Genomic DNA, 21,401 nt, shown 5'->3' with positions numbered 1-21,401 from the left:
TGAACGGGGATTAAATATGCATTTACTCGAACCACGTGATCATCCATCGACATTAATGAAGTGGCTTTCACCTATCATTGCGCTGGTCGCGACTTTCACTATTGGTGGCTTGCTGTTTATGGCACTAGGGAAAAATCCACTTGAAGCATTTCAGGTGTTTTTTATCGAGCCACTATCCAGTTGGTATGGCTGGAGTGAATTGATAATTAAAGCCAGTCCCTTAATTTTAATTGCATTAGGTTTATCTGTTGGATTTAAAGCTCGTATTTTCAATATTGGTGCCGAAGGTCAGTTGATTATGGGGGCGATCTTTGGGGGGGGACTTGCCATTGCCTGTCAGGGAGTTTCAGGATTTTGGGTATTGCCATGTATGGTGATTGCAGGGGCGATCGGTGGTGCGTTGTGGGGAGCCATTCCTGCTTTATTAAAAACCCATTTTAATGCACAGGAAACGCTGACCACGTTAATGCTGAATTATATCGCGACTTTCATTTTACTGTACCTAATTAATGGGCCGTGGAAAGATCCAGCAGGTATGAATTTTCCACAATCGGTAATGTTCGATGATGGAACCTTATTTCCAATTTTATTTGAAGGCACACGGATCAATGCTGTGATCGTGGTTACCATTTTTGCAGTCTTGGCATTTTGGTTATTTAGTAAACGTAGTTTTCTGGCGTATAAGCTCGAAGTGGGTGGACAAGCGCCTGATGCGGCACGTTACGCAGGTTTTTCTGCCAAACAGGCGATTTGGTTTAGCTTGATGATTTCAGGTTTTATGGCAGGGATTGCAGGAGTGGGTGAAGTCGCGGGGCCTGTCGGACAGCTTAATCCTAATATTTCTCCAGGCTATGGCTATGCAGCAATCATTGTCGCATATTTAGGTCGATTAAATCCGATTGGAATTGTACTGTCAGGCTTCTTGATGGCTCTGCTTTATATCGGTGGGGAAACAGCCCAGCTCAATCTACAACTCCCTGCCGCAATTACAGGATTATTTCAGGGCATGTTGTTGTTTTTCTTACTGGCAGCCGATGCTTTTATCGAAAATCGCTATCGTTTTGGCAAGTCTAAAACCATGAAAAAAAATACAGCTTCCCTTGCATCAACTGAAACAGCTTAGGAGTCAGACATGATTGATTTAGTTCCAATTCTGGCCGGAACGCTGGCCGCAGGTACACCACTGATCTTTGCAGGGATGGGAGAATTAGTGGTAGAACGTACAGGTGTGATCAATCTAGGCGTTGAGGGAATGATGCTGATTGGCGCGATTGCAGGTTTTGCTTTTTGTGCAAGCACGGGATTAGGGCCTGCCGCGGGTTTAATCGCAGGTGCAATCGCAGGGATGGCAGCCGCCTTAATTTTTGCAATTTTGGCATTATCTCTAGCAGCCAATCAGGCAGCCTGTGGTCTCGCACTGACGATTTTTGGTGTAGGTTTATCGGCATTTGTGGGACAACATTTTGTGAGTAACAGTCTGGAAGGCTTAAAAGCGCTAGATATTCCAGTGCTCTCCGAGATTCCTTTTATTGGCCCGATTTTGTTTCATCAAAACTATGTCGTGTATTTGTCGATTTTAACGTTTTTTGTGATCTGGTGGGTTTTGGCAAAAACTAAGCTGGGTTTATTGCTTAAAGCTGTTGGAGAATCGCCAGAGTCGGCACATGCCATGGGTTATCCCGTCTTATTGATTCGTTACGGTGCAGTTCTGTTTGGCGGTGCAATGGCGGGAATTGGCGGTGCATTTTTATCGACTGTCTATACGCCACTGTGGGTGGAAAATATGGTGGCAGGTCGTGGCTGGATTGCGATTGCCCTAGTGGTATTTGCAGTCTGGAAGCCAGCACGATTGATGATTGGTGCATATTTATTTGGCGGTGTTACGATTTTACAGTTCCATGCACAGGCTTTGGGTTTAGATCTACCTGTTGAACTGTTGGCATCCTTACCTTATTTGGCAACTATTTTAGTGTTGGTGGTCATTTCGCGAGATAAAAAATTGCTGCAAATGAATTTGCCTGCCTCTTTAGGTAAATCATTTATTCCTTAAGGTTTCTAAAAACAAGAACCCTAATGATGAATAGATCACGCATTCAGAGATCTATTCATCAGCGTTAAATCTTTTAAAATAATTTGCTTAAAGAGCCGTTGGGTTGTTGTTTCTATATGATTTTTAAATAAATTTAAAATATGACAATAAATTCAAAATTTTAAAAAAATGAATGAAAATAGAATGATAATTTTAATTATTAAGTATAATTGAATAATAATGCTCATTATTTATAGGTTTTTATAAGATAAATAATATATTTGTATAAGACAAAAGAATCATCCATAATACATTCATTGCAAAATATGACTTAAATTCTAATCAGTCATTGCGATCAGATTTAGTTTACCCTCTGGATGTGATTGAAAAACATCCTTTTTTATGCTCAACCATTCTACATGGTTGAGCTTTTTTTATTTTCAAAGATCAATGTCTCTGCATTAAATAAGCAAACTGGATTTAGACAAATTAACGATCACTACTTAGGATGACTCTAAGCGCGTATAACTTGCCCTGTCAAAGCGTCGATAATGCGACTCGGTTCTTGACTCAAGCCTAAATCACCATTGAGATAATCAACTTTTGAGTCGAAATATTGACTCGCATCCTGCAAAGAACGTGCAGGTTCTAATCCCGCGGGATTGGCACTGGTGGAGACAATAAAACCATTAAATGCATGACACAGCGCCATACACAAAGCATGTGTCGTCACTCTTACCGCGACTTGGCTGTGCTGTCCAGTAATCCACTTGGGAATTTGTGCTGCATTGACGGGGAGTAGCCACGTGGTCGCACGTTCAGTCACGCTGCGATCGGTCCAGCTTTGAATCACCTGATGTTGTCGTTTTGAATCAAGATTCTGAAGTAAAGGTCGGACTTGATCGATATGACCTGCCAGTAAAATAACCCCTTTTTCAATCGGGCGTTGTTTTAGGTTGAGAATTTTATGAAAGGCTTGCTCATTAAAAGGATCGCAACCTAATCCCCACACGGCCTCAGTAGGATAGGCAAGCACATTGCCCTGTTTTAAGCTTTGTGCTGCTTCTACAACGGAGGTGGTCAGCATGATGATGTCCTGCTTGGATAAAAACAGTCGCTATTGTGAACGTTAATAGTTTGGTCGGCAACGTTGATATAAACCAGCCTGTTGCATACATAGTCCCGAGAGTTCAAGTTCCATCAATTGACCAGTTAATTCGGCAGTTGATCCAGTAAAGTTTTGAGCGAGTTGATCGATACTTTGTCCGATCCAATCCAGTTGTTGATATAAGCCAATTAAATGCTCTGGGATATGATGAGTTTGCTCAGTTGAGTCAGGTTGCACTTGCTGATTGATGTGCCATTGTGTTGGCAGCGCTAAATCTTCAATGATCTGTTCAGGATGATCAACCAAAATTGCACCTTCCCGAATCAGTTGATGGCAACCTTGATGAAATTCGCTATAAATATGCCCTGGAATCGCAAAAATGAGTTTGCCTTGTTTGGCTGCTTCATTGGCGGTGATTAATGAGCCGCTTTGCTGTTTGGCTTCAACCACCAGTACTCCCAGACTTAAGCCACTCACGATTCGGTTACGCCGTGGAAAATGACGTTGTAAGGGCAAGGTTTGCGGTAAAAATTCACTAATGACTGCACCTTGTTGTGCTATTTGTTGGCGTAAATCTTGATTGGCTGTCGGATAAGTCGTATCCAGACCCGTACCCATGACCGCGATACTACGCTGATGCTGTAAACCACCCTGATGTGCTGCTTCATCAATCCCATGTGCCAGACCGCTACTAACAAAGAAGCCTTTTTCACTTAAATAAAAAGCAAAATCATAAGCGACCTGTCGACCATGTGGACTAGGTTTGCGGCTACCTACAATTGCAATTTGTGGTTGTAGTAAGGCATCAACTTTACCCTGCCCAAAAATAATCGGTGGGCGATCTTCATAAGGAAGCAGTTGCGATGGGTATAGTGTATCATCGGGTGTAACAATAAAATCGGTGTACTGTTTTACCAAATTAATCAGTCTAGCAAAATCCTGTTGACCAGCATCGCTTTGATATTCTTGAACACGTTTCAGATGACTGGCATGTAAGCCCAACTGTGACCACTGCGCCAAATGTTGGGGCAACATGGCTTGTTCACAATCACCAAAATGATGTTTGATTTTTTGAAATGCAGAAAGAGAATGTTGCACCAGATACCACACCGCAATGGTGTGGTAGTGATGAGGATTCAAATTGTTTAGCATAAGATGGGTTTTTAATCGTCAAGACGGGGAGGCAAAATCTCAGCACCCACTTTAATCGGTAGGGAACTTTCTAACACATAGGCATAGCTTAGTTGGTCAAAAGTTCTAAATACCATCAAGGTTCCGACTTTCTGATTTGGCAATTTGATTCTTTCTTTGGTTTTAGGGTCTTGAACCGTTTCACCTTGTTGATAAATTGCAAAAACATGACCTGATTGCACACCATCCAGACGACCACGATCAATGGTGACTACACTATTTTTAGCAGCAGAACCGATTGAACCCATTACCCGAACGATCTGTCCACCTTGAGTCACCTGATTGGCTTCTGTTGGATAGAACAAAGTTGGTAACATGGCTTCTTGTTCAAACATGACCAGATCACCACGACGAACCTCGGCATTATAGCTATCGGTCAATTCCATGGTGGCAATATCATGGTCGACTTGAGTCACAATACCTGAAGCGACTTGTAGTAATTCCAAGCCCACGGTGTGTTTTTTGCCATTTGCATCCGTCAATACATAAGGTTCGCCTTTACGATAGACCGCATAGCGTTGACCCGAAGTTAGGCCCTGACCACGTACATAAACATTTTGCCCTTTACCTGCCAGTACACGCTGATCTGCTGTCCCTAAAATATAAGGCGTATTTTCGATACTGTCACTCGCGACAATGGCGGTACGATCTAACCATTGTTTGATATTATCTAGTGGAATCACAGGAATCGTATTGCTGAGTTGTTCAATACGAACTTGAGGCTGTAGCGTGGTTCGTCCCGAATAACGACGGATAATACCTTCACAACCATCACCTTCGTCACGGCCTACCAGTGGACGTCCATCTAGCGTACATAACAACAAACGATCACCCGGATAAATCCAGTGTGGATTTTTAACGTGTTTATTGCTTGCCCAGATTTCAGGCCAGCGCCAAGGTTTATCCAGAAATTTTCCTGAAATATCCCACAATGTATCGCCTTTTTTAACGACATAAACATTTGGTGCACTGGCTCTGAGTGAAGGTGGATTCACGTTTGGACTTGCTGCATAGGTTGCACTGAGTCCCGTCATCCCGAGTCCAGCGCAAATCGCCACAGCGATACAATGTTTTTTCAACCCCAAGGCATTAAATGATCGAATGCCGTGCAAAACCTTTTTCATTATCATAATTCCTAAAAATTATGTGTGTAGTTGCGTTATAATCAGCACAATACACACATTTTTTTGATGAAGCTTTTTCTTCATTGGTTTTTCGATCAATGGCATAAGTGAGGATAACCATATGGCCTTATTACCTATTTTAAGTTTCCCAGATCCCCGCCTGCGCACCATTGCTAAGCCAGTTGAAGAAGTGACCGATGAAATTCGTCAACTTGCAGCTGATATGTTTGAAACTATGTATGAAGCACCAGGTATTGGTTTGGCTGCGACACAAGTAGATCGTCATATTCAACTGATTGTCATGGATTTGTCTGAAAATAAAGACCAACCCATGGTATTTATTAACCCCAAAGTTACCCCACTCACCGAAGAAACTCAGCCGTACGAAGAAGGCTGTCTCTCAGTGCCTCAAATATACGATAAAGTTGAGCGTCCGTCACGTGTCAAAATAGAGGCAATTAACCTTGATGGTCAAGCATTTGAGTTAGAGGCTGACGAACTTCTCGCTGTTTGTATCCAACATGAAATGGATCACTTAAATGGCAAGTTATTTGTGGATTATTTATCGCCACTAAAACGTCAACGAGCGCGTGAAAAAGTTGAAAAAGTGGTGCGTCAACGTGAAAAAGTGGCAGTAAAACGCTAATTTTGGCAAAAGCTGTTGTACTAAAAGTCCAATTTTGATTGGGCTTTGTTATACTTGCCGACGAAAAAATGTTGAGATGAACGTTTTGCTGTTACGCACAGGGTTGCTGCTGGGTTTTACCGCAGTATTTTTACAGGTCGCGGTATTTTTACAACCGCTATTACCGAAGCAATATCAAATTGCTCCGGTCTGTGAAACTATTACCCAAGCGTTAAGGTTAACTGCGTCATCTTCTTCTGATCATTCCTCGCATTCAGCGATGCAGCATATGCATCATGATATGTCTGCAACATCCAGGCCTACACAGGGTCATGACCATCATGATCTGAATCATCAATGTCAGTATTGTACGGTCTATGGCAATCTGGTGTTACCTCCTGAACTCGAAGTTAAAGAAGTTTTAGTCCGGATTCAGATTCGCTTATTGGCATATCAACAAACGTTTCGGCATATTTACTTCGCGCTTCAGCGACTTTTTTTACTACCTCAGGGTCGAGCCCCGCCTGTTTTCGCATAATTAAATACCTTTAGCTTTCTAGGTTTTAAAGCTTACATCTGCTTAAGCTGTTTTTGCGCAGTTTAGGCCACCCCGTATTTATGTTTTGAGATAAACAGACATGACTCAAACTCAATTTTTATTACAGCCGCTTTCGGCTGCGGTTTTGATCGCCCTTGGTTCTAGTGGCGTGTTTGCAGAAGATGATATTCAAACCAAAAAAATGGCACCCATCGTGGTCACAGCTCAGGATAATCGCCTATCAAATGGTTTGATTGTTCAAGCGGATCCCAAACAGCCGATCCAGCCTGTACCTGCAACCGATGGTGCCGATTATTTACAAAGCATTATGGGCTTTAATGCGATTAAAAATGGTGGAACTAATGGTGATGTCACCTTTCGTGGCATGTTTGGTTCGCGCATCAAAATTTTGACCGATGGCACAGAAAATCTGGGTGCTTGTCCAGCGCGTATGGATGCGCCCACTTCCTATATTAATCCAGAAAGTTATGATCGAATTACTGTGATCAAAGGGCCACAAACGGTTCAATATGCCAATACAGGTTCTGCGGCAACCGTGATTTTTGATCGGGAACCAGAAAATTTAACGGCCAATCAACCTTATCGTGGACAGGCCAGTGTCTTGATGGGATCTTATGGACGACTCGATCATAATGTGGAAGCGGCGATCGGTGATGAAACTAAATATGCGCGTATTAATGCCAATCGTTCAGTAGCCAATGATTATGAGGATGGCAATGGTGACAAGGTTCATTCTAATTGGGAACGTTGGAATGCCGATTTAGCTATAGGTTGGAAACCGACACAAGATTCATGGATTGAACTGAAAGGTGGAAAAGGCGATGGCGAAGCGGCATATGCTGGACGTACGATGGACGGAACACAGTTTCAGCGTGAAAGTTTAGGATTACATGCAGAACAAAAAAATCTAACCGATGTGATTAAAAAAGTTGAAGCTCAAGTGGACTATAGCTACAACGATCACATCATGGATAATTATAAAATGCGTACCCCACCCATGATGCCTATGGCCATGGAAGTCACGCGCCGTACACTTAATACACGAGCAGCGATCACTACAGAGTGGGATAATTTTAGTGTGATTTCTGGTGTTGATCGTCAGGAAAATAAGCATGCGGGCAATATGTACATGCGCGATGCAAATCCAATTCCACCGTTAGATGGAGATTTACGCTTTGAATCTTATGGTGCGTTTAGCGAATGGACCTATCGTTTAAATCCAAACAATAAACTGGTTGCTGGTGCACGTTTTGACCATGTCAAAGTGGACAGTGCTGAAAATGATCAGGAACGAACAGATACTAATCCAAGTGGTTTTATTCGTATCGAAAGCACCTTGCCTGAGCATGGTTTTAAAACCTATGCAGGAATAGGTTATGTTGAACGTAGTCCAGATTATTGGGAGCTGTATAGCACCGCGACGGATCATGGAAACGGTTCAACCAATATGATGGGTCAGTCTTCTTATTTAATGGTTAATAATTTAAATAACTTAAAGACCGAGAAAACTGCTCAATTGGATATCGGGTTTGAGCAGCAACATGGTGCTTGGAACACATGGGCTTCAGCGTATGCGGGGTTGATCAATGATTTTATTCTGGTCAGATATAATGCGCCAAACGCAAGCCAAATGTATCCATTGGCAAATAATGTTGATGCGACGATTGCAGGTGCAGAAGCAGGTGTGGGTTATCAATTTAATGAGCATCTTCAGGCTGATCTTTCTGCAATGTATGCATGGGGTGAAAATACCACGGACAATAAACCTTTGCCCCAAATTGCACCGTTGGAAGGGCGTTTGAATCTACGTTATGTACAGGAAAAATACAGCTTAGGTCTGTTATGGCGTGCAGTAGCTGAACAGAATCGGATTAGCCTAAACGACGGTAACATCGTGGGCTATGATATGGGGAAAAGCAAAGCCTTTTCGACGCTAGCCATGAATGCAACATACAAGTACAGTGAAGCACTCGACTTCTCAGTCGGGATTGATAACCTACTCGATAAAGCCTATAGCGAACACTTGAATAAATCGGGTGCTGCCTTGTTCGGTTATGCTGCCAATGAACAGGTTAATAACATTGGTCGTAACTACTGGGCGCGTGTCAGTATGAAATTCTGATTTTCTGGATATAAACATCGTTTCAATTTTATGGAGAATGTCCATGCGTGAAAAACTGTCACCCGAAAAATCGATTTGGGGTTGGAAACTCCTGATCATCGCGATTATTTTAGCCTTTTTGTTTATGTGGGTATTTTATTTAGCAATGAATAATGAGCCTGACTATATGCCAATGCACAAACAAAAGCAGATGCAAATGCAGCATCAGATGCAGTCTGAGTCTGAAAAAAATGATGCTATGCCGATGGATATGAAAGATATGCCGATGGATCATCAACATGACCCATCATCTTCACATTAAAAGCGTTCGTTAAAAGACAAGAGGGAGTTTAAACTCCCTCTTGTCTTATTGATGCATACTGGTCAATTGTTCCGATTCACTTTGATATAAAGCTAGTCCCAGTTTTTGAATATTTCGTCCTTTTGCTCGCAAAGTTTGATCCAGTTTGGGCACAAATTTAGCCCCTGTGTATAACACCAAATTGCGAATCATCAGATAATAAGCAAACCAAGCCGCTGAACCATGTTCTAAGCCTAACTTTTGCATACGCTTTCGACCAATAAAAAACTGAGTCACTTGCAGATGCTGTCGATAAGCTATTTTTTGTTGTAAGGGGCGAAGATAACGATAACGCCGTTCAAAAGGCTCTTTCGATAAACTCTGTCCAAGTGCAAAACTGGAATCATCAGATTGGGGATGGGCAAATTGCATCCAATACAACAATCGCCAACCCTCACTTTCCTGATCCACCAGCCATTTTTCATCGATGCCCATTAGCCAACCAATATATTTCCAAAAATGCAGAAAATTTTTGACTTCTTGTTGATTGGGTAAAATGCCCAGTGCACGAATCCCGAGTAATACCACGCCACTAAAAGCAATATTGGTCATGGCCAGATCAAACTGATTAATCGGTAAGCCCCAAGTACTGGCATCCCAACGTTCTGATTTACCTAACTGATGACGGACTAATGCATGAATAAACCGTACATAAATGGTTGAGGTAAAACCTGCATTAAAACGTTGTAAACTATTAGGTTCAGTAATATCAACCCACCACTTGGTGGTTTCAGCTAAACGTGTTCCTGCCTGTTTTTTTAAGGCACCAGTTAGCATCAAAGGTTGATTAAATCCAGGATATAAATAACCCGCCATAAGCGATAAGTCCCGAAGAATAAAACCATTATTAATACCTAGCTTATGTGTAAAAGCTAATGCAGCATCGATCTTATCCTGTTCTAACCAAACAGGCGCTTGGGTGACATGTGTGAAGAAATGCTCAAGTTCTGGGATCGACTCTGGAAGTTGCTCAATGCCCTGAAACAAGGCTGTTTCAAAGAGCTGACGATGTAAACGTGGATTTTTCATCATCCAGAGTATGAGCTGATCCATCTCTTGATCGCCCGACTGCAAGGCCTGCCCCAGTGCGGTGTATTCCTCAAAGCTGGGTTGAATCGGACGTTTATTGATGCGTGATAAAACACGACTCAACCAGCTCTGCTCGGACATGCGTTCAAAAGAAGACAATCTTGAGGGGGTTGTATTTTGCATTTGAAGTTGGTGCCTGATTATTGTTTAATCAAACTCTAATACGAATAATTATTCGTATTCAATTCGCATCTTGAAAAGAACATTCCATGAGAAAACAGCCACAACAACAACGCGCCATTTATTTGGTTGATACTGTTTTACATGCAGCCCAATTATGTATTGCTGAACATGGGCTGTTGCAACTCACGACACCTAAAATTGCAGAGCGTTCAGGAATTAGTGTCGGATCAATTTATCAATATTTTGAAAATAAAGAACAAATTGTTCAGGAATTACTGTTGCGCAAAAGTGAAACATTAGGGCAGGCGCTTAAACAGCTTGTGGTGACACAAGAACAGCTCACGATTGAAGAGATTATTCCACTGAGTGTTCAATTCGGTTTTGATATGATGAAAGCCGATCAGGGCTTTTTTATTGAAGTGCTTAAACACTGGCATGGCTATAACCATTCAAAAGCCGCTCAGGTTTTAGAACAACATTTTTTTGAAGTTGGTTTATATGTATTTAATCGTTTTGATCGAGAGTGGGACTTTGAAACTCTAAAACATAAATCCTTTGTGATTATTAATAGCACTTTATTTACCATGATGCGCTACGTCAGTAATAATGATTTTTTGATTGAAGAACAGCAACTTAAGAATGAACTATCGAAAATGATTTTAGCTTACTTAAAAAGCTAAAATAAATTAAACAATTAAAATCATGTGCTTATGTATAACTTGGTTTAAAAGATAAGCACTTGAAAATTAAAAACCAGAATAAGGCTTGCGAAGAACTGATAATGCTGTAGAATGCGCACTCATCGGCGGTGATGCGGATAAAAACTTGTTGAAAAACAGGGTGTTGGTTGGGTCTTGAAGGATTTGATTGATATTTTGGTTGAGTAGGTTGAGTTTTAGAAATATCTAAATTGCCTGTTGACTTTTAAGAGATTGAGAGTAATATAGCCGACCTAGCTTGATGCTGACGAAGCATGAAGAAGATCATTAAGAATATAGAAGAACAACTTGTGTGGATTTTTACTAATTGATTGATCGAAATATTATCATTGATTAATTGGTTTAAATTACTCGAAGTTTATTTGAGAGAATTTGTCAGTAATTGATGAGCCAGAATTGGCGTCTTGTCTTAACTAAGACGCAAAATGATTTTAACTGAAGAGTTTGATCATGGCTCAGATTGAACGCTGGCGGCAGGCTTAACACATGCAAGTCGAGCGGAGATGAGGTGCTTGCACCTTATCTTAGCGGCGGACGGGTGAGTAATACTTAGGAATCTGGCTATTAGTGGGGGACAACATTTCGAAAGGGATGCTAATACCGCATACGTCCTACGGGAGAAAGCAGGGGATCTTCGGACCTTGCGCTAATAGATGAGCCTAAGTCGGATTAGCTAGTTGGTGGGGTAAAGGCCTACCAAGGCGACGATCTGTAGCGGGTCTGAGAGGATGATCCGCCACACTGGGACTGAGACACGGCCCAGACTCCTACGGGAGGCAGCAGTGGGGAATATTGGACAATGGGGGGAACCCTGATCCAGCCATGCCGCGTGTGTGAAGAAGGCCTTATGGTTGTAAAGCACTTTAAGCGAGGAGGAGGGTACTGGTATTAATACTACCAGCTACTGGACGTTACTCGCAGAATAAGCACCGGCTAACTCTGTGCCAGCAGCCGCGGTAATACAGAGGGTGCGAGCGTTAATCGGATTTACTGGGCGTAAAGCGTGCGTAGGCGGCTAATTGAGTCGGATGTGAAATCCCCGAGCTTAACTTGGGAATTGCATTCGATACTGGTTAGCTAGAGTGTGGGAGAGGATGGTAGAATTCCAGGTGTAGCGGTGAAATGCGTAGAGATCTGGAGGAATACCGATGGCGAAGGCAGCCATCTGGCCTAACACTGACGCTGAGGTACGAAAGCATGGGGAGCAAACAGGATTAGATACCCTGGTAGTCCATGCCGTAAACGATGTCTACTAGCCGTTGGTCTCTTTGAGGGATTAGTGGCGCAGCTAACGCGATAAGTAGACCGCCTGGGGAGTACGGTCGCAAGACTAAAACTCAAATGAATTGACGGGGGCCCGCACAAGCGGTGGAGCATGTGGTTTAATTCGATGCAACGCGAAGAACCTTACCTGGTCTTGACATAGTAAGAACTTTCCAGAGATGGATTGGTGCCTTCGGGAACTTACATACAGGTGCTGCATGGCTGTCGTCAGCTCGTGTCGTGAGATGTTGGGTTAAGTCCCGCAACGAGCGCAACCCTTTTCCTTATTTGCCAGCACTTTGGGTGGGAACTTTAAGGATACTGCCAGTGACAAACTGGAGGAAGGCGGGGACGACGTCAAGTCATCATGGCCCTTACGACCAGGGCTACACACGTGCTACAATGGTCGGTACAAAGGGTTGCTACCTAGCGATAGGATGCTAATCTCAAAAAGCCGATCGTAGTCCGGATTGGAGTCTGCAACTCGACTCCATGAAGTCGGAATCGCTAGTAATCGCGGATCAGAATGCCGCGGTGAATACGTTCCCGGGCCTTGTACACACCGCCCGTCACACCATGGGAGTTTGTTGCACCAGAAGTGGATAGTCTAACTGCAAAGAGGACGTTCACCACGGTGTGGCCGATGACTGGGGTGAAGTCGTAACAAGGTAGCCGTAGGGGAACCTGCGGCTGGATCACCTCCTTAACGAAAAGATTGATTGATTGGTAAGAATCCACAACAAGTTGTTCTTCTGGTATCTGAATGAAAAAGATTTAGAGAGAAGCTTTTAAAAAAGAGCGAGAATCAAACACTACGCACAGCGAAGCTGTTTGTCTTGCGAAACTTTTAAAGCGGTGCTTTAAAACTTTCTCAGGGTCTGTAGCTCAGTTGGTTAGAGCACACGCTTGATAAGCGTGGGGTCACAAGTTCAAGTCTTGTCAGACCCACCACTTGAGTGAGGTTTAGCAAAGCAAGGCTTTGCCCGAACGCAAGACGAGAGCTCTGCTCGAGTATGGATTCAAAGATACATAATGATTTTAAGCTGGGGACTTAGCTTAGTTGGTAGAGCGCCTGCTTTGCACGCAGGAGGTCAGGAGTTCGACTCTCCTAGTCTCCACCAAATTTCAAGAACAGAAAAGCGCAGCTTTTCCTTGAAATTTAAGCAAGAAGCTATGCTTCGCGCAGTATCTGATCGAACACGAAAGTGAAAGAAAAGATGATTATAGAGCTTAGTAAATATAATGATTTATTAAGCTCTGTGATTAATCACAGTTTAATGTAGCTGACGAGGTTACATTAATTCATTAACAGATTGAGAATTGAGTCTGAAATAAATTGTTCACTCAATAACAAAGAGAGAAGAAGTCATTCTGATCTTAGAGTTAATTGAGAACTAGCAAATTAACTGAATCAAGCGTTTTGGTATATGAATTTAGATTGAAGCTGTACGGTGCTTAAATGCACAGTACTTCAAACTGTAATGTTGGTAATACTACTTGTAGGTATTAACGACTGTTTGGGGTTGTATAGTCAAGTAATTAAGTGCATGTGGTGGATGCCTTGGCAGTCAGAGGCGAAGAAAGACGTGATAGCCTGCGAAAAGCTCCGGGGAGGCGGCAAATATCCATTGATCCGGAGATGTCTGAATGGGGGAACCCACCTACTATAAGGTAGGTATCAATAACTGAATACATAGGTTATTGAAGCGAACGAGGGGAAGTGAAACATCTCAGTACCCTTAGGAAAAGAAATCAATTGAGATTCCCTTAGTAGCGGCGAGCGAACGGGGATCAGCCCATTAAGTGATGTGTGTTTTAGCGGAACGCTCTGGGAAGTGCGACCGTAGAGGGTGATAGTCCCGTACACGAAAGGGCACACATCATGATGACGAGTAGGGCGAGGCACGTGAAACCTTGTCTGAATATGGGGGGACCATCCTCCAAGGCTAAATACTCCTGACTGACCGATAGTGAACCAGTACCGTGAGGGAAAGGCGAAAAGAACCCCTGTGAGGGGAGTGAAATAGATCCTGAAACCGCATGCATACAAGCAGTGGGAGCCGACTTGTTCGGTGACTGCGTACCTTTTGTATAATGGGTCAGCGACTTACATTCAGTAGCAAGGTTAACCGCATAGGGGAGCCGTAGAGAAATCGAGTCTTAATAGGGCGAATAGTTGCTGGGTGTAGACCCGAAACCAGGCGATCTATCCATGAGCAGGTTGAAGGTTGGGTAACACTAACTGGAGGACCGAACCCACTGTCGTTGAAAAGCCAGGGGATGACTTGTGGATAGGGGTGAAAGGCTAATCAAGCCTGGTGATAGCTGGTTCTCCCCGAAAGCTATTTAGGTAGCGCCTCGGACGAATACCATAGGGGGTAGAGCACTGTTTCGGCTAGGGGGTCATCCCGACTTACCAAACCGATGCAAACTCCGAATACCTATGAGTACTATCCGGGAGACAGACTGCGGGTGCTAACGTCCGTAGTCAAGAGGAAAACAATCCAGACCGCCAGCTAAGGCCCCAAAATCATAGTTAAGTGGGAAACGATGTGGGAAGGCATAGACAGCTAGGAGGTTGGCTTAGAAGCAGCCACCCTTTAAAGAAAGCGTAATAGCTCACTAGTCGAGTCGGCCTGCGCGGAAGATGTAACGGGGCTAAAACTATGTGCCGAAGCTGCGGATGTAACTTTAGAGTTACGTGGTAGGGGAGCGTTCTGTAAGCCGAAGAAGGTGTATTGAGAAGTATGCTGGAGGTATCAGAAGTGCGAATGCTGACGTGAGTAACGACAAAACGGGTGAAAAACCCGTTCGCCGAAAGACCAAGGGTTCCAGTCCAACGTTAATCGGGGCTGGGTGAGTCGACCCCTAAGGCGAGGCCGAAAGGCGTAGTCGATGGGAAATGGGTTAATATTCCCATACTTCTGTGTAATGCGATGAGAGGACGGAGAAGGTTAAGTCAGCCTGGCGTTGGTAGTCCAGGTGGAAGACAGTAGGCATGCATCTTAGGCAAATCCGGGGTGCTCTATGCTGAGAGTCGATATCAAGCTGTACTTGTACAGTGAAGTGGCTGATACCATACTTCCAAGAAAAGTCTCTAAGCTTCAGTTACACAGGAATCGTACCCGAAACCGACACAGGTGGTCAGGTCGAGTAGACCAAGGCGCTTGAGAGAACTCTGCTGAAGGAACTAGGCAAAATGGTACCGTAACTTCGGGAGAAGGTACGCTGCTGAGGGTGATGGGACTAGCTCCCTGAGCGCTTGGCAGCCGCAGAAACCAGGCCGCTGCAACTGTTTATTAAAAACATAGCACTCTGCAAACACGAAAGTGGACGTATAGGGTGTGATGCCTGCCCGGTGCTGGAAGGTTAATTGATGGGGTTAGCGTAAGCGAAGCTCTTGATCGAAGCCCCAGTAAACGGCGGCCGTAACTATAACGGTCCTAAGGTAGCGAAATTCCTTGTCGGGTAAGTTCCGACCTGCACGAATGGCATAATGATGGCGGCGCTGTCTCCAGCAGAGGCTCAGTGAAATCGAAATCGCTGTGAAGATGCAGTGTACCCGCGGCTAGACGGAAAGACCCCGTGAACCTTTACTGCAGCTTGACATTGAACTTTGACCTTACTTGTGTAGGATAGGTGGGAGGCTATGAAGATGTGACGCCAGTTACATTGGAGCCATCCTTGAAATACCACCCTGGTAATGTTGAGGTTCTAACTCTGCCCCGTAATCCGGGGCGAGGACCATGTCTGGTGGGTAGTTTGACTGGGGCGGTCTCCTCCTAAAGAGTAACGGAGGAGTACGAAGGTGCGCTCAGCGTGGTCGGAAATCACGCGTAGAGTATAAAGGCAAAAGCGCGCTTAACTGCGAGACCCACAAGTCGAGCAGGTACGAAAGTAGGTCTTAGTGATCCGGTGGTTCTGTATGGAAGGGCCATCGCTCAACGGATAAAAGGTACTCTGGGGATAACAGGCTGATACCGCCCAAGAGTTCATATCGACGGCGGTGTTTGGCACCTCGATGTCGGCTCATCTCATCCTGGGGCTGAAGCAGGTCCCAAGGGTATGGCTGTTCGCCATTTAAAGAGGTACGCGAGCTGGGTTTAGAACGTCGTGAGACAGTTCGGTCCCTATCTACCGTGGGCGCTGGAAATTTGAGAGGATCTGCTCCTAGTACGAGAGGACCAGAGTGGACGAACCTCTGGTGTACCGGTTGTGACGCCAGTCGCATCGCCGGGTAGCTATGTTCGGAAGGGATAACCGCTGAAAGCATCTAAGCGGGAAGCCTACCTCAAGATAAGATTTCCCTGTGACTATATGTCACCTAAAGAGCCGTTCAAGACTAGGACGTTGATAGGTTGGATGTGGAAGCATAGTGATATGTGAAGCTGACCAATACTAATTGCTCGTGAGGCTTGACTATACAACACCCAAACAGTTGTTGTATTCAAGATAAATTCGATACGAAAACTTGATTTAGTCAATAAACTAGTTACAATACCGACTCAATTTCCAATCCGTTAATAACTCTTTGGTTCGTAAGTAAGGCATACATTATTAAGTAATGTGAATAAGACCCCAAAGCACCACAACAGTTTGCTGGCGACAATAGCAAGAGTGAACCACCTGATCCCTTCCCGAACTCAGAAGTGAAACCTCTTCGCGCTGATGGTAGTGTGGCGTTAGCCATGTGAGAGTAAGTCATCGCCAGCTTTTAAATCTAAGGCACCCTCATCTTTATACAGATGAGGGTGCTTTCTTTTTATAAATAGAATAGATGCAATAACTAAAATATTCTGGAAAGCCATTTACCATCAATTTGGCCTTATCGATGATTATCATTTTTCTAAGTTCTGCCTGTCATTTAGGGCATAGTGAATCATCAGTAAATAGATTAAGTTATATTTTATTGGTCTGGTTGATTCAAAAAATGTCTAAACAAAATTTAAAGATTTTTTTATTTCATGGGTTTATGGCACGTGAACACATGCAACGTCATTGGTTGCATTATTTAGCTGAATTGGGTTATCCGAATGTAGAATTATATGGACATTTACCGTCAGCTAAAAAAATTGCCAAACAAATTATTAACTTAAATCAGAGCAAAAAACAAAAAATAGTTTTAATTGGATATAGTCAAGGTGGTTTTCAGGCGGTCAAAGTGGCTCAGGCACTTAAACGTCTACAATATCCCGTGGATTTACTGGTTACCATTGCAGCAGGGGGTAAAGGACGATTATTACCCAAACAATGGGGATATAATCCACGCCAAATTCCCGAGAATGTATTGAAAAGTCTAAATTTCTTTTCATTAAGTGATCCTTTGGGGGCTGATCGTTGCTATCGAGATAATTTAATTCAATCTTCAAGTGATCATCAGAGTATTGAAAATATTATTTTTGATCGAAGTACTCAGGTTGGACATATCGAATTAAGTCGTTGTTATCCAAAACAGCGTATTCATCATTTGGTTAAACAACATCTGATTTCCCGTATAGAAAAGGAGTTGTTTAGTCTTAGATCATCTAGCAACTTTAACTCTGTAAATAACCCGAATCCTGCTTAAGCTAATGATTCCATAACTTGAATTGTTGGCTTATTCCGATGAGTTAATTGATATGCACATAACGATGTATAAATTCCACTAAGAAATCCATGAATACTACGTGCTTTACTCGTCACTAAATTGTATTGTCCTTTCAATAAGCTGAATAACGTCTCTATCTTATTGCGTTGTTTTAAATGATATTTATCTGATGAACAGAGTTGAATAGCCTGCATGTTCTTTCTATGGTAAGTAATCAAATCAACACCTTGATCTTTTAACCTGCTTTTTAAATTTTGACTGATATAGCCACGATCTGCATAAAGCTTTGCGTCTAAGCCTTCAACCAATTGTTCAACCATTTTTATGTCAGCAACATGCCCATTAGATAAGCCTGAGCTAACGATCTCACCGAATTGATTCATCACGATATGTAACTTACAGCCATAAAACCATCCCATTGAACTTTTACCGCGAGATGCAATCTTGGCTAATGATTTATGACGCTGAATACGCTGATTTTTACAGACAGGCAGAGTCGTTGAATCAATCCATAAATATTGTTTGTATTCACCTTTCATCAAAGCGACATGTAAAGCATGTAAAGCTAATTGATGCATATTGATCAGGTGAATCATCCTTTGGTAACAGGGTAAGCGTTTAAATAAATGATTTTTATCCTGCTTCAACCATGAAAAGAAAGCTTTGAAATTGTTGAAATGAGAACACTTATACCAAATAGCGATAAAATGTATTTCTGAGAGACTCAGCTGGGCTGGTCGAATTCTTACAGAGCGACGACTTTGTTTGAGAAACTTCCAATAAGTTGCTTCAAATTTAAGAAAGAAATCATCAATGATGCAGAATAATTCGGTACTATTGAACATCAGGGCTAGAGCTTTAGGTTTGGTGTGGTAACTCAACTGATGGCTCTAGTCCCCTTATTTTTCAAGTCAATTGCTTATCCGCGATTCGGGTTAAATAGAATCGCTGCTGATCGCGAGCTTATGTAAATTAGGTTTTAGTTTAAAAAATAAGCAAATTAATTGTTATCTCCTTGTTTATTCAATTTTTATAATTCTCTGAACTGAATGAAATTCATGTTAAAATGATCGGCTTTCATCTTTGATGTCACCCCTCCTTTTCAGCAAGCCGAGAATCGCAAGCTATGTCTACTGCCTACACTATGCAGACCGCGCCAAAAGCGCTGTTTGATTACGACAAATATTGGGCGTCGTGTTTTGAACCTGCGCCATTTTTGCCGATGTCACGCGAAGAAATGGATCAGCTGGGTTGGGATGCTTGCGATTTTATTTTAGTGTGTGGTGATGCTTATATTGATCATCCATCTTTTGTTTCTGGCATCATCGGTCGTGTATTGGAAGCGCAAGGTTATCGTGTTGGGATTATTGCACAGCCTGACTGGACCAATGTCGAGAGCTTTCGGGTGTTAGGAAAACCTACTATTGCTTGGGGGGTGACTGCAGGCAATATGGATTCGATGATTAATCGTTATACCGCAGATCGTAAAATTCGTTCGGATGATGCTTATTCTCCAAACAATGAAGCGAATAAACGTCCAGATCGTGCGGCAACTGTTTATTGCCAGCGTTGCCGTGAAGCTTTTCCTGATGTACCCGTTTTACTGGGGGGGATCGAAGGCAGTTTGCGTCGTATTGCGCATTATGATTATTGGTCAGACAAAGTCCGTCGTTCAATTCTGATGGATTCGAAGGCTGATTTATTGATGTATGGAAATGGTGAACGTGCCATTATCGAGGTGATGCATCGTTTGGCCAAAGGTGAAAAAGTTCACGAGATTACTGATGTCCGTGGTACGGCTTTTATTATCAATAAACACAATAAAGTATCCAAAGCGCAATTTGTCGAAATTGCCAGTAATGATGTAGATAGCATTGGTCGGGTTGATCCCATTATTAATCCTTATGTGATGACTGAGGATATTGATGGTTGTGAAGTTGAAAAAGAAAAAGGCAACTCTTTAGCGCAATATCAAAATTTCCAAAAGGAATTCGTGGCTAATCCAGTGGTAAGAGAAGGCGATCAACTGGATGAAAATACACAGATCGTGCAATTAAAACCTGCACCATCCAAAGCCATTAAGCATAAATTACCACCGCGTGAATTAGCGGTCATTCGTTTGCCGTCATTTGAAGAAGTCGCAAATGATCAAGTCCTTTATGCACATGCCAATCGGATTCTTCATCTTGAAACCAATCCAGGAAATGCGCGGGCTCTGGTACAGCGTCATGGTGAACGTGATGTTTGGATTAATCCACCTCCAATTCCTCTAACCACAGAGGAAATGGATTATGTGTTTGATCTACCGTATGCGCGATTGCCACATCCAGCTTATGGGGATGCGCGTTTCCCTGCTTTTGATATGATCAAGTTTTCAGTCAATATTATGCGCGGCTGTTTTGGCGGTTGTACCTTCTGTTCGATCACAGAACATGAAGGGCGGATTATTCAAAATCGTTCAGAAGACTCGATTTTGCGTGAAATTGAAAAAATTCGAGATACTGCGCCGCAATTTACAGGCATTATTTCTGATTTAGGTGGTCCAACCGCCAACATGTATCGCTTGGCCTGTAAAGATCCAGAAATTGAGAAGAATTGCCGTAAACCTTCTTGTGTGTATCCAGGTGTTTGTCAAAATCTACATACTGATCATGCGCCATTGGTACAGCTTTATCGTAAAGCGCGTGCCATTAAAGGGGTCAAAAAGATTTTGATTGGTTCTGGTTTACGTTATGACTTGGCTGTATTGAATCCAGAATACGTGAAAGAATTGGTGCAGCATCATGTCGGTGGTTATTTAAAAATTGCGCCTGAACATACTGAGCAAGGCCCGCTTTCAAAAATGATGAAACCGGGGATTGGAACCTATGATCGCTTTAAACAAATGTTTGAACGCTTTAGTAAGGAAGTCGGTAAAGAGCAATATTTGATTCCTTATTTTATCGCAGCGCATCCGGGTACGACCGATTATGACATGATGAATCTGGCCGTTTGGCTCAAAAAAAATGGTTTCCGTGCCGATCAGGTACAAACCTTTTATCCATCGCCAATGGCGACCGCGACAACCATGTATTATTCAGGAAAAAACCCGCTGTCCAAAGTGGCGCGTTATACTGAAAATGTAGATATTGTCAAAGGTGAGAAACGTCGTCGTTTGCATAAAGCTTTTTTGCGTTATCATGATCCAAATAACTGGCCTTTACTGCGTGAAGCTTTAAAGGAAATGGGACGTGCAGATTTGATTGGTAACTCCAAGCAGCATTTGATTCCGACCTACCAACCGCAAGGCACGGCAGAAGGTGAATATAAATCTGCACGTAAGAAGAACTCAAGTAATGCGGGTGATTCGGTTAAACGTAACGCTCAATCACAGCCACAATCACATCAGTCAGCGAAACGTCCACAAAAAGGTCAAATTTTGACGCAGCACACAGGGTTACCTCCGCGTGAAACAGGTCAAAAAAAACCTTTTGATGCATCCAAATCTAGATCAAAGTCAAAAAATAAGACGCGCGCTTAAAT

Annotated in this window: 14 protein-coding genes, 2 tRNA genes and 3 rRNA genes; 14 read left to right on the top strand and 5 right to left on the bottom strand. The window is 43.0% G+C overall.

All coding sequences use genetic code 11. From position 1 onward, the window contains the following. Nucleotides 1–16 precede the first annotated feature (16 nt). The gene (locus I6L31_RS09260) at nucleotides 17–1,123 is read left to right on the top strand and encodes an ABC transporter permease (RefSeq protein ID WP_005001708.1); all 1,107 of its coding nucleotides are present in this window, start codon (nucleotides 17–19) and stop codon (nucleotides 1,121–1,123) included. Between the two features lie 9 nt (nucleotides 1,124–1,132). Continuing rightward, a complete protein-coding gene (locus I6L31_RS09255) occupies nucleotides 1,133–2,050 on the top strand; it encodes an ABC transporter permease (protein ID WP_005001710.1) in 918 nt (305 codons plus the stop codon). Between the two features lie 493 nt (nucleotides 2,051–2,543). Here I6L31_RS09255 and I6L31_RS09250 read toward each other — a convergent pair whose 3' ends face one another. The 3 genes from I6L31_RS09250 to I6L31_RS09240 are packed head-to-tail and all read right to left on the bottom strand — an operon-like array spanning nucleotide 2,544 to nucleotide 5,452. Further along, on the bottom strand, nucleotides 2,544–3,116 hold the full coding sequence (locus I6L31_RS09250) for an L-threonylcarbamoyladenylate synthase (protein WP_004985579.1): 573 nt from the start codon (nucleotides 3,114–3,116) through the stop codon (nucleotides 2,544–2,546). Between the two features lie 42 nt (nucleotides 3,117–3,158). Further along, nucleotides 3,159–4,289, bottom strand: coding sequence for a DNA-processing protein DprA (gene dprA, locus I6L31_RS09245; protein ID WP_005001712.1), 1,131 nt, complete (start codon nucleotides 4,287–4,289; stop codon nucleotides 3,159–3,161). Nucleotides 4,290–4,300: 11 nt separating this feature from the next. Continuing rightward, entirely contained in the window at nucleotides 4,301–5,452 is a 1,152-nt protein-coding gene (locus I6L31_RS09240; protein ID WP_005001713.1) for a LysM peptidoglycan-binding domain-containing protein, read from the bottom strand. 121 nt (nucleotides 5,453–5,573) lie between these two features. On the opposite strand from I6L31_RS09240, the gene def reads away from it, so the two are divergent. The 4 genes from def to I6L31_RS09220 all read left to right on the top strand — a co-directional run bounded on the left by def (nucleotide 5,574) and on the right by I6L31_RS09220 (nucleotide 9,059). Continuing rightward, nucleotides 5,574–6,098: a peptide deformylase gene (gene def / locus I6L31_RS09235; protein ID WP_004985572.1), complete on the top strand. Its 525-nt coding sequence runs from the start codon at nucleotides 5,574–5,576 to the stop codon at nucleotides 6,096–6,098. 85 nt (nucleotides 6,099–6,183) lie between these two features. Further along, on the top strand, nucleotides 6,184–6,615 hold the full coding sequence (locus I6L31_RS09230) for a DUF2946 family protein (RefSeq protein WP_371863916.1): 432 nt from the start codon (nucleotides 6,184–6,186) through the stop codon (nucleotides 6,613–6,615). 100 nt (nucleotides 6,616–6,715) lie between these two features. After that, nucleotides 6,716–8,758, top strand: coding sequence for a TonB-dependent copper receptor (locus I6L31_RS09225; RefSeq protein WP_005001718.1), 2,043 nt, complete (start codon nucleotides 6,716–6,718; stop codon nucleotides 8,756–8,758). A gap of 43 nt (nucleotides 8,759–8,801) precedes the next feature. After that, entirely contained in the window at nucleotides 8,802–9,059 is a 258-nt protein-coding gene (locus I6L31_RS09220; protein WP_004985566.1) for a hypothetical protein, read from the top strand. Nucleotides 9,060–9,104: 45 nt separating this feature from the next. Here I6L31_RS09220 and I6L31_RS09215 read toward each other — a convergent pair whose 3' ends face one another. Next, nucleotides 9,105–10,310, bottom strand: coding sequence for an oxygenase MpaB family protein (locus tag I6L31_RS09215; protein ID WP_005001720.1), 1,206 nt, complete (start codon nucleotides 10,308–10,310; stop codon nucleotides 9,105–9,107). Between the two features lie 86 nt (nucleotides 10,311–10,396). Here I6L31_RS09215 and I6L31_RS09210 point away from each other — a divergent pair, with 86 nt between their 5' ends. The 7 genes from I6L31_RS09210 to I6L31_RS09180 all read left to right on the top strand — a co-directional run bounded on the left by I6L31_RS09210 (nucleotide 10,397) and on the right by I6L31_RS09180 (nucleotide 17,858). Continuing rightward, a complete protein-coding gene (locus I6L31_RS09210) occupies nucleotides 10,397–10,990 on the top strand; it encodes a TetR/AcrR family transcriptional regulator (RefSeq protein WP_005001722.1) in 594 nt (197 codons plus the stop codon). A gap of 471 nt (nucleotides 10,991–11,461) precedes the next feature. Then, nucleotides 11,462–12,998: ribosomal RNA gene (locus I6L31_RS09205) — 16S ribosomal RNA — on the top strand. A 168-nt stretch (nucleotides 12,999–13,166) separates the two neighbouring features. Next, nucleotides 13,167–13,243 (top strand) — tRNA-Ile (locus tag I6L31_RS09200). A gap of 94 nt (nucleotides 13,244–13,337) precedes the next feature. Next, a tRNA-Ala gene (locus I6L31_RS09195) sits at nucleotides 13,338–13,413 on the top strand. Between the two features lie 408 nt (nucleotides 13,414–13,821). Then, nucleotides 13,822–16,715: ribosomal RNA gene (locus I6L31_RS09190) — 23S ribosomal RNA — on the top strand. A 175-nt stretch (nucleotides 16,716–16,890) separates the two neighbouring features. Further along, a 5S ribosomal RNA gene (rrf, locus tag I6L31_RS09185) occupies nucleotides 16,891–17,005 on the top strand. The 16S, 23S and 5S rRNA genes sit together here with 2 tRNA genes alongside, the layout of an rRNA operon. A 217-nt stretch (nucleotides 17,006–17,222) precedes the next feature. Continuing rightward, a complete protein-coding gene (locus tag I6L31_RS09180; RefSeq protein ID WP_080632313.1) occupies nucleotides 17,223–17,858 on the top strand; it encodes a lipase family protein in 636 nt (211 codons plus the stop codon). Here the strand turns inward: I6L31_RS09180 and I6L31_RS09175 are convergent. Continuing rightward, the gene (locus I6L31_RS09175) at nucleotides 17,855–18,724 is read right to left on the bottom strand and encodes an IS982 family transposase (protein WP_005001726.1); all 870 of its coding nucleotides are present in this window, start codon (nucleotides 18,722–18,724) and stop codon (nucleotides 17,855–17,857) included. The genes I6L31_RS09180 and I6L31_RS09175 overlap by 4 nt on opposite strands. Nucleotides 18,725–19,005: 281 nt before the next feature. Between I6L31_RS09175 and I6L31_RS09170 the strand changes: the two genes are divergently transcribed. Beyond that, nucleotides 19,006–21,399 (top strand): YgiQ family radical SAM protein, encoded by a 2,394-nt coding sequence (locus I6L31_RS09170; RefSeq protein ID WP_005001729.1) that lies wholly within the window; start codon nucleotides 19,006–19,008, stop codon nucleotides 21,397–21,399. The last annotated feature ends 2 nt before the right edge of the window (nucleotides 21,400–21,401 follow it).

This window comes from Acinetobacter septicus (assembly GCF_019355975.1).
Lineage (GTDB): Bacteria > Pseudomonadota > Gammaproteobacteria > Pseudomonadales > Moraxellaceae > Acinetobacter > Acinetobacter ursingii.
Note: the sequence above shows the minus strand (reverse complement) of the source record. Positions and strands in the feature narration are given on the sequence as shown.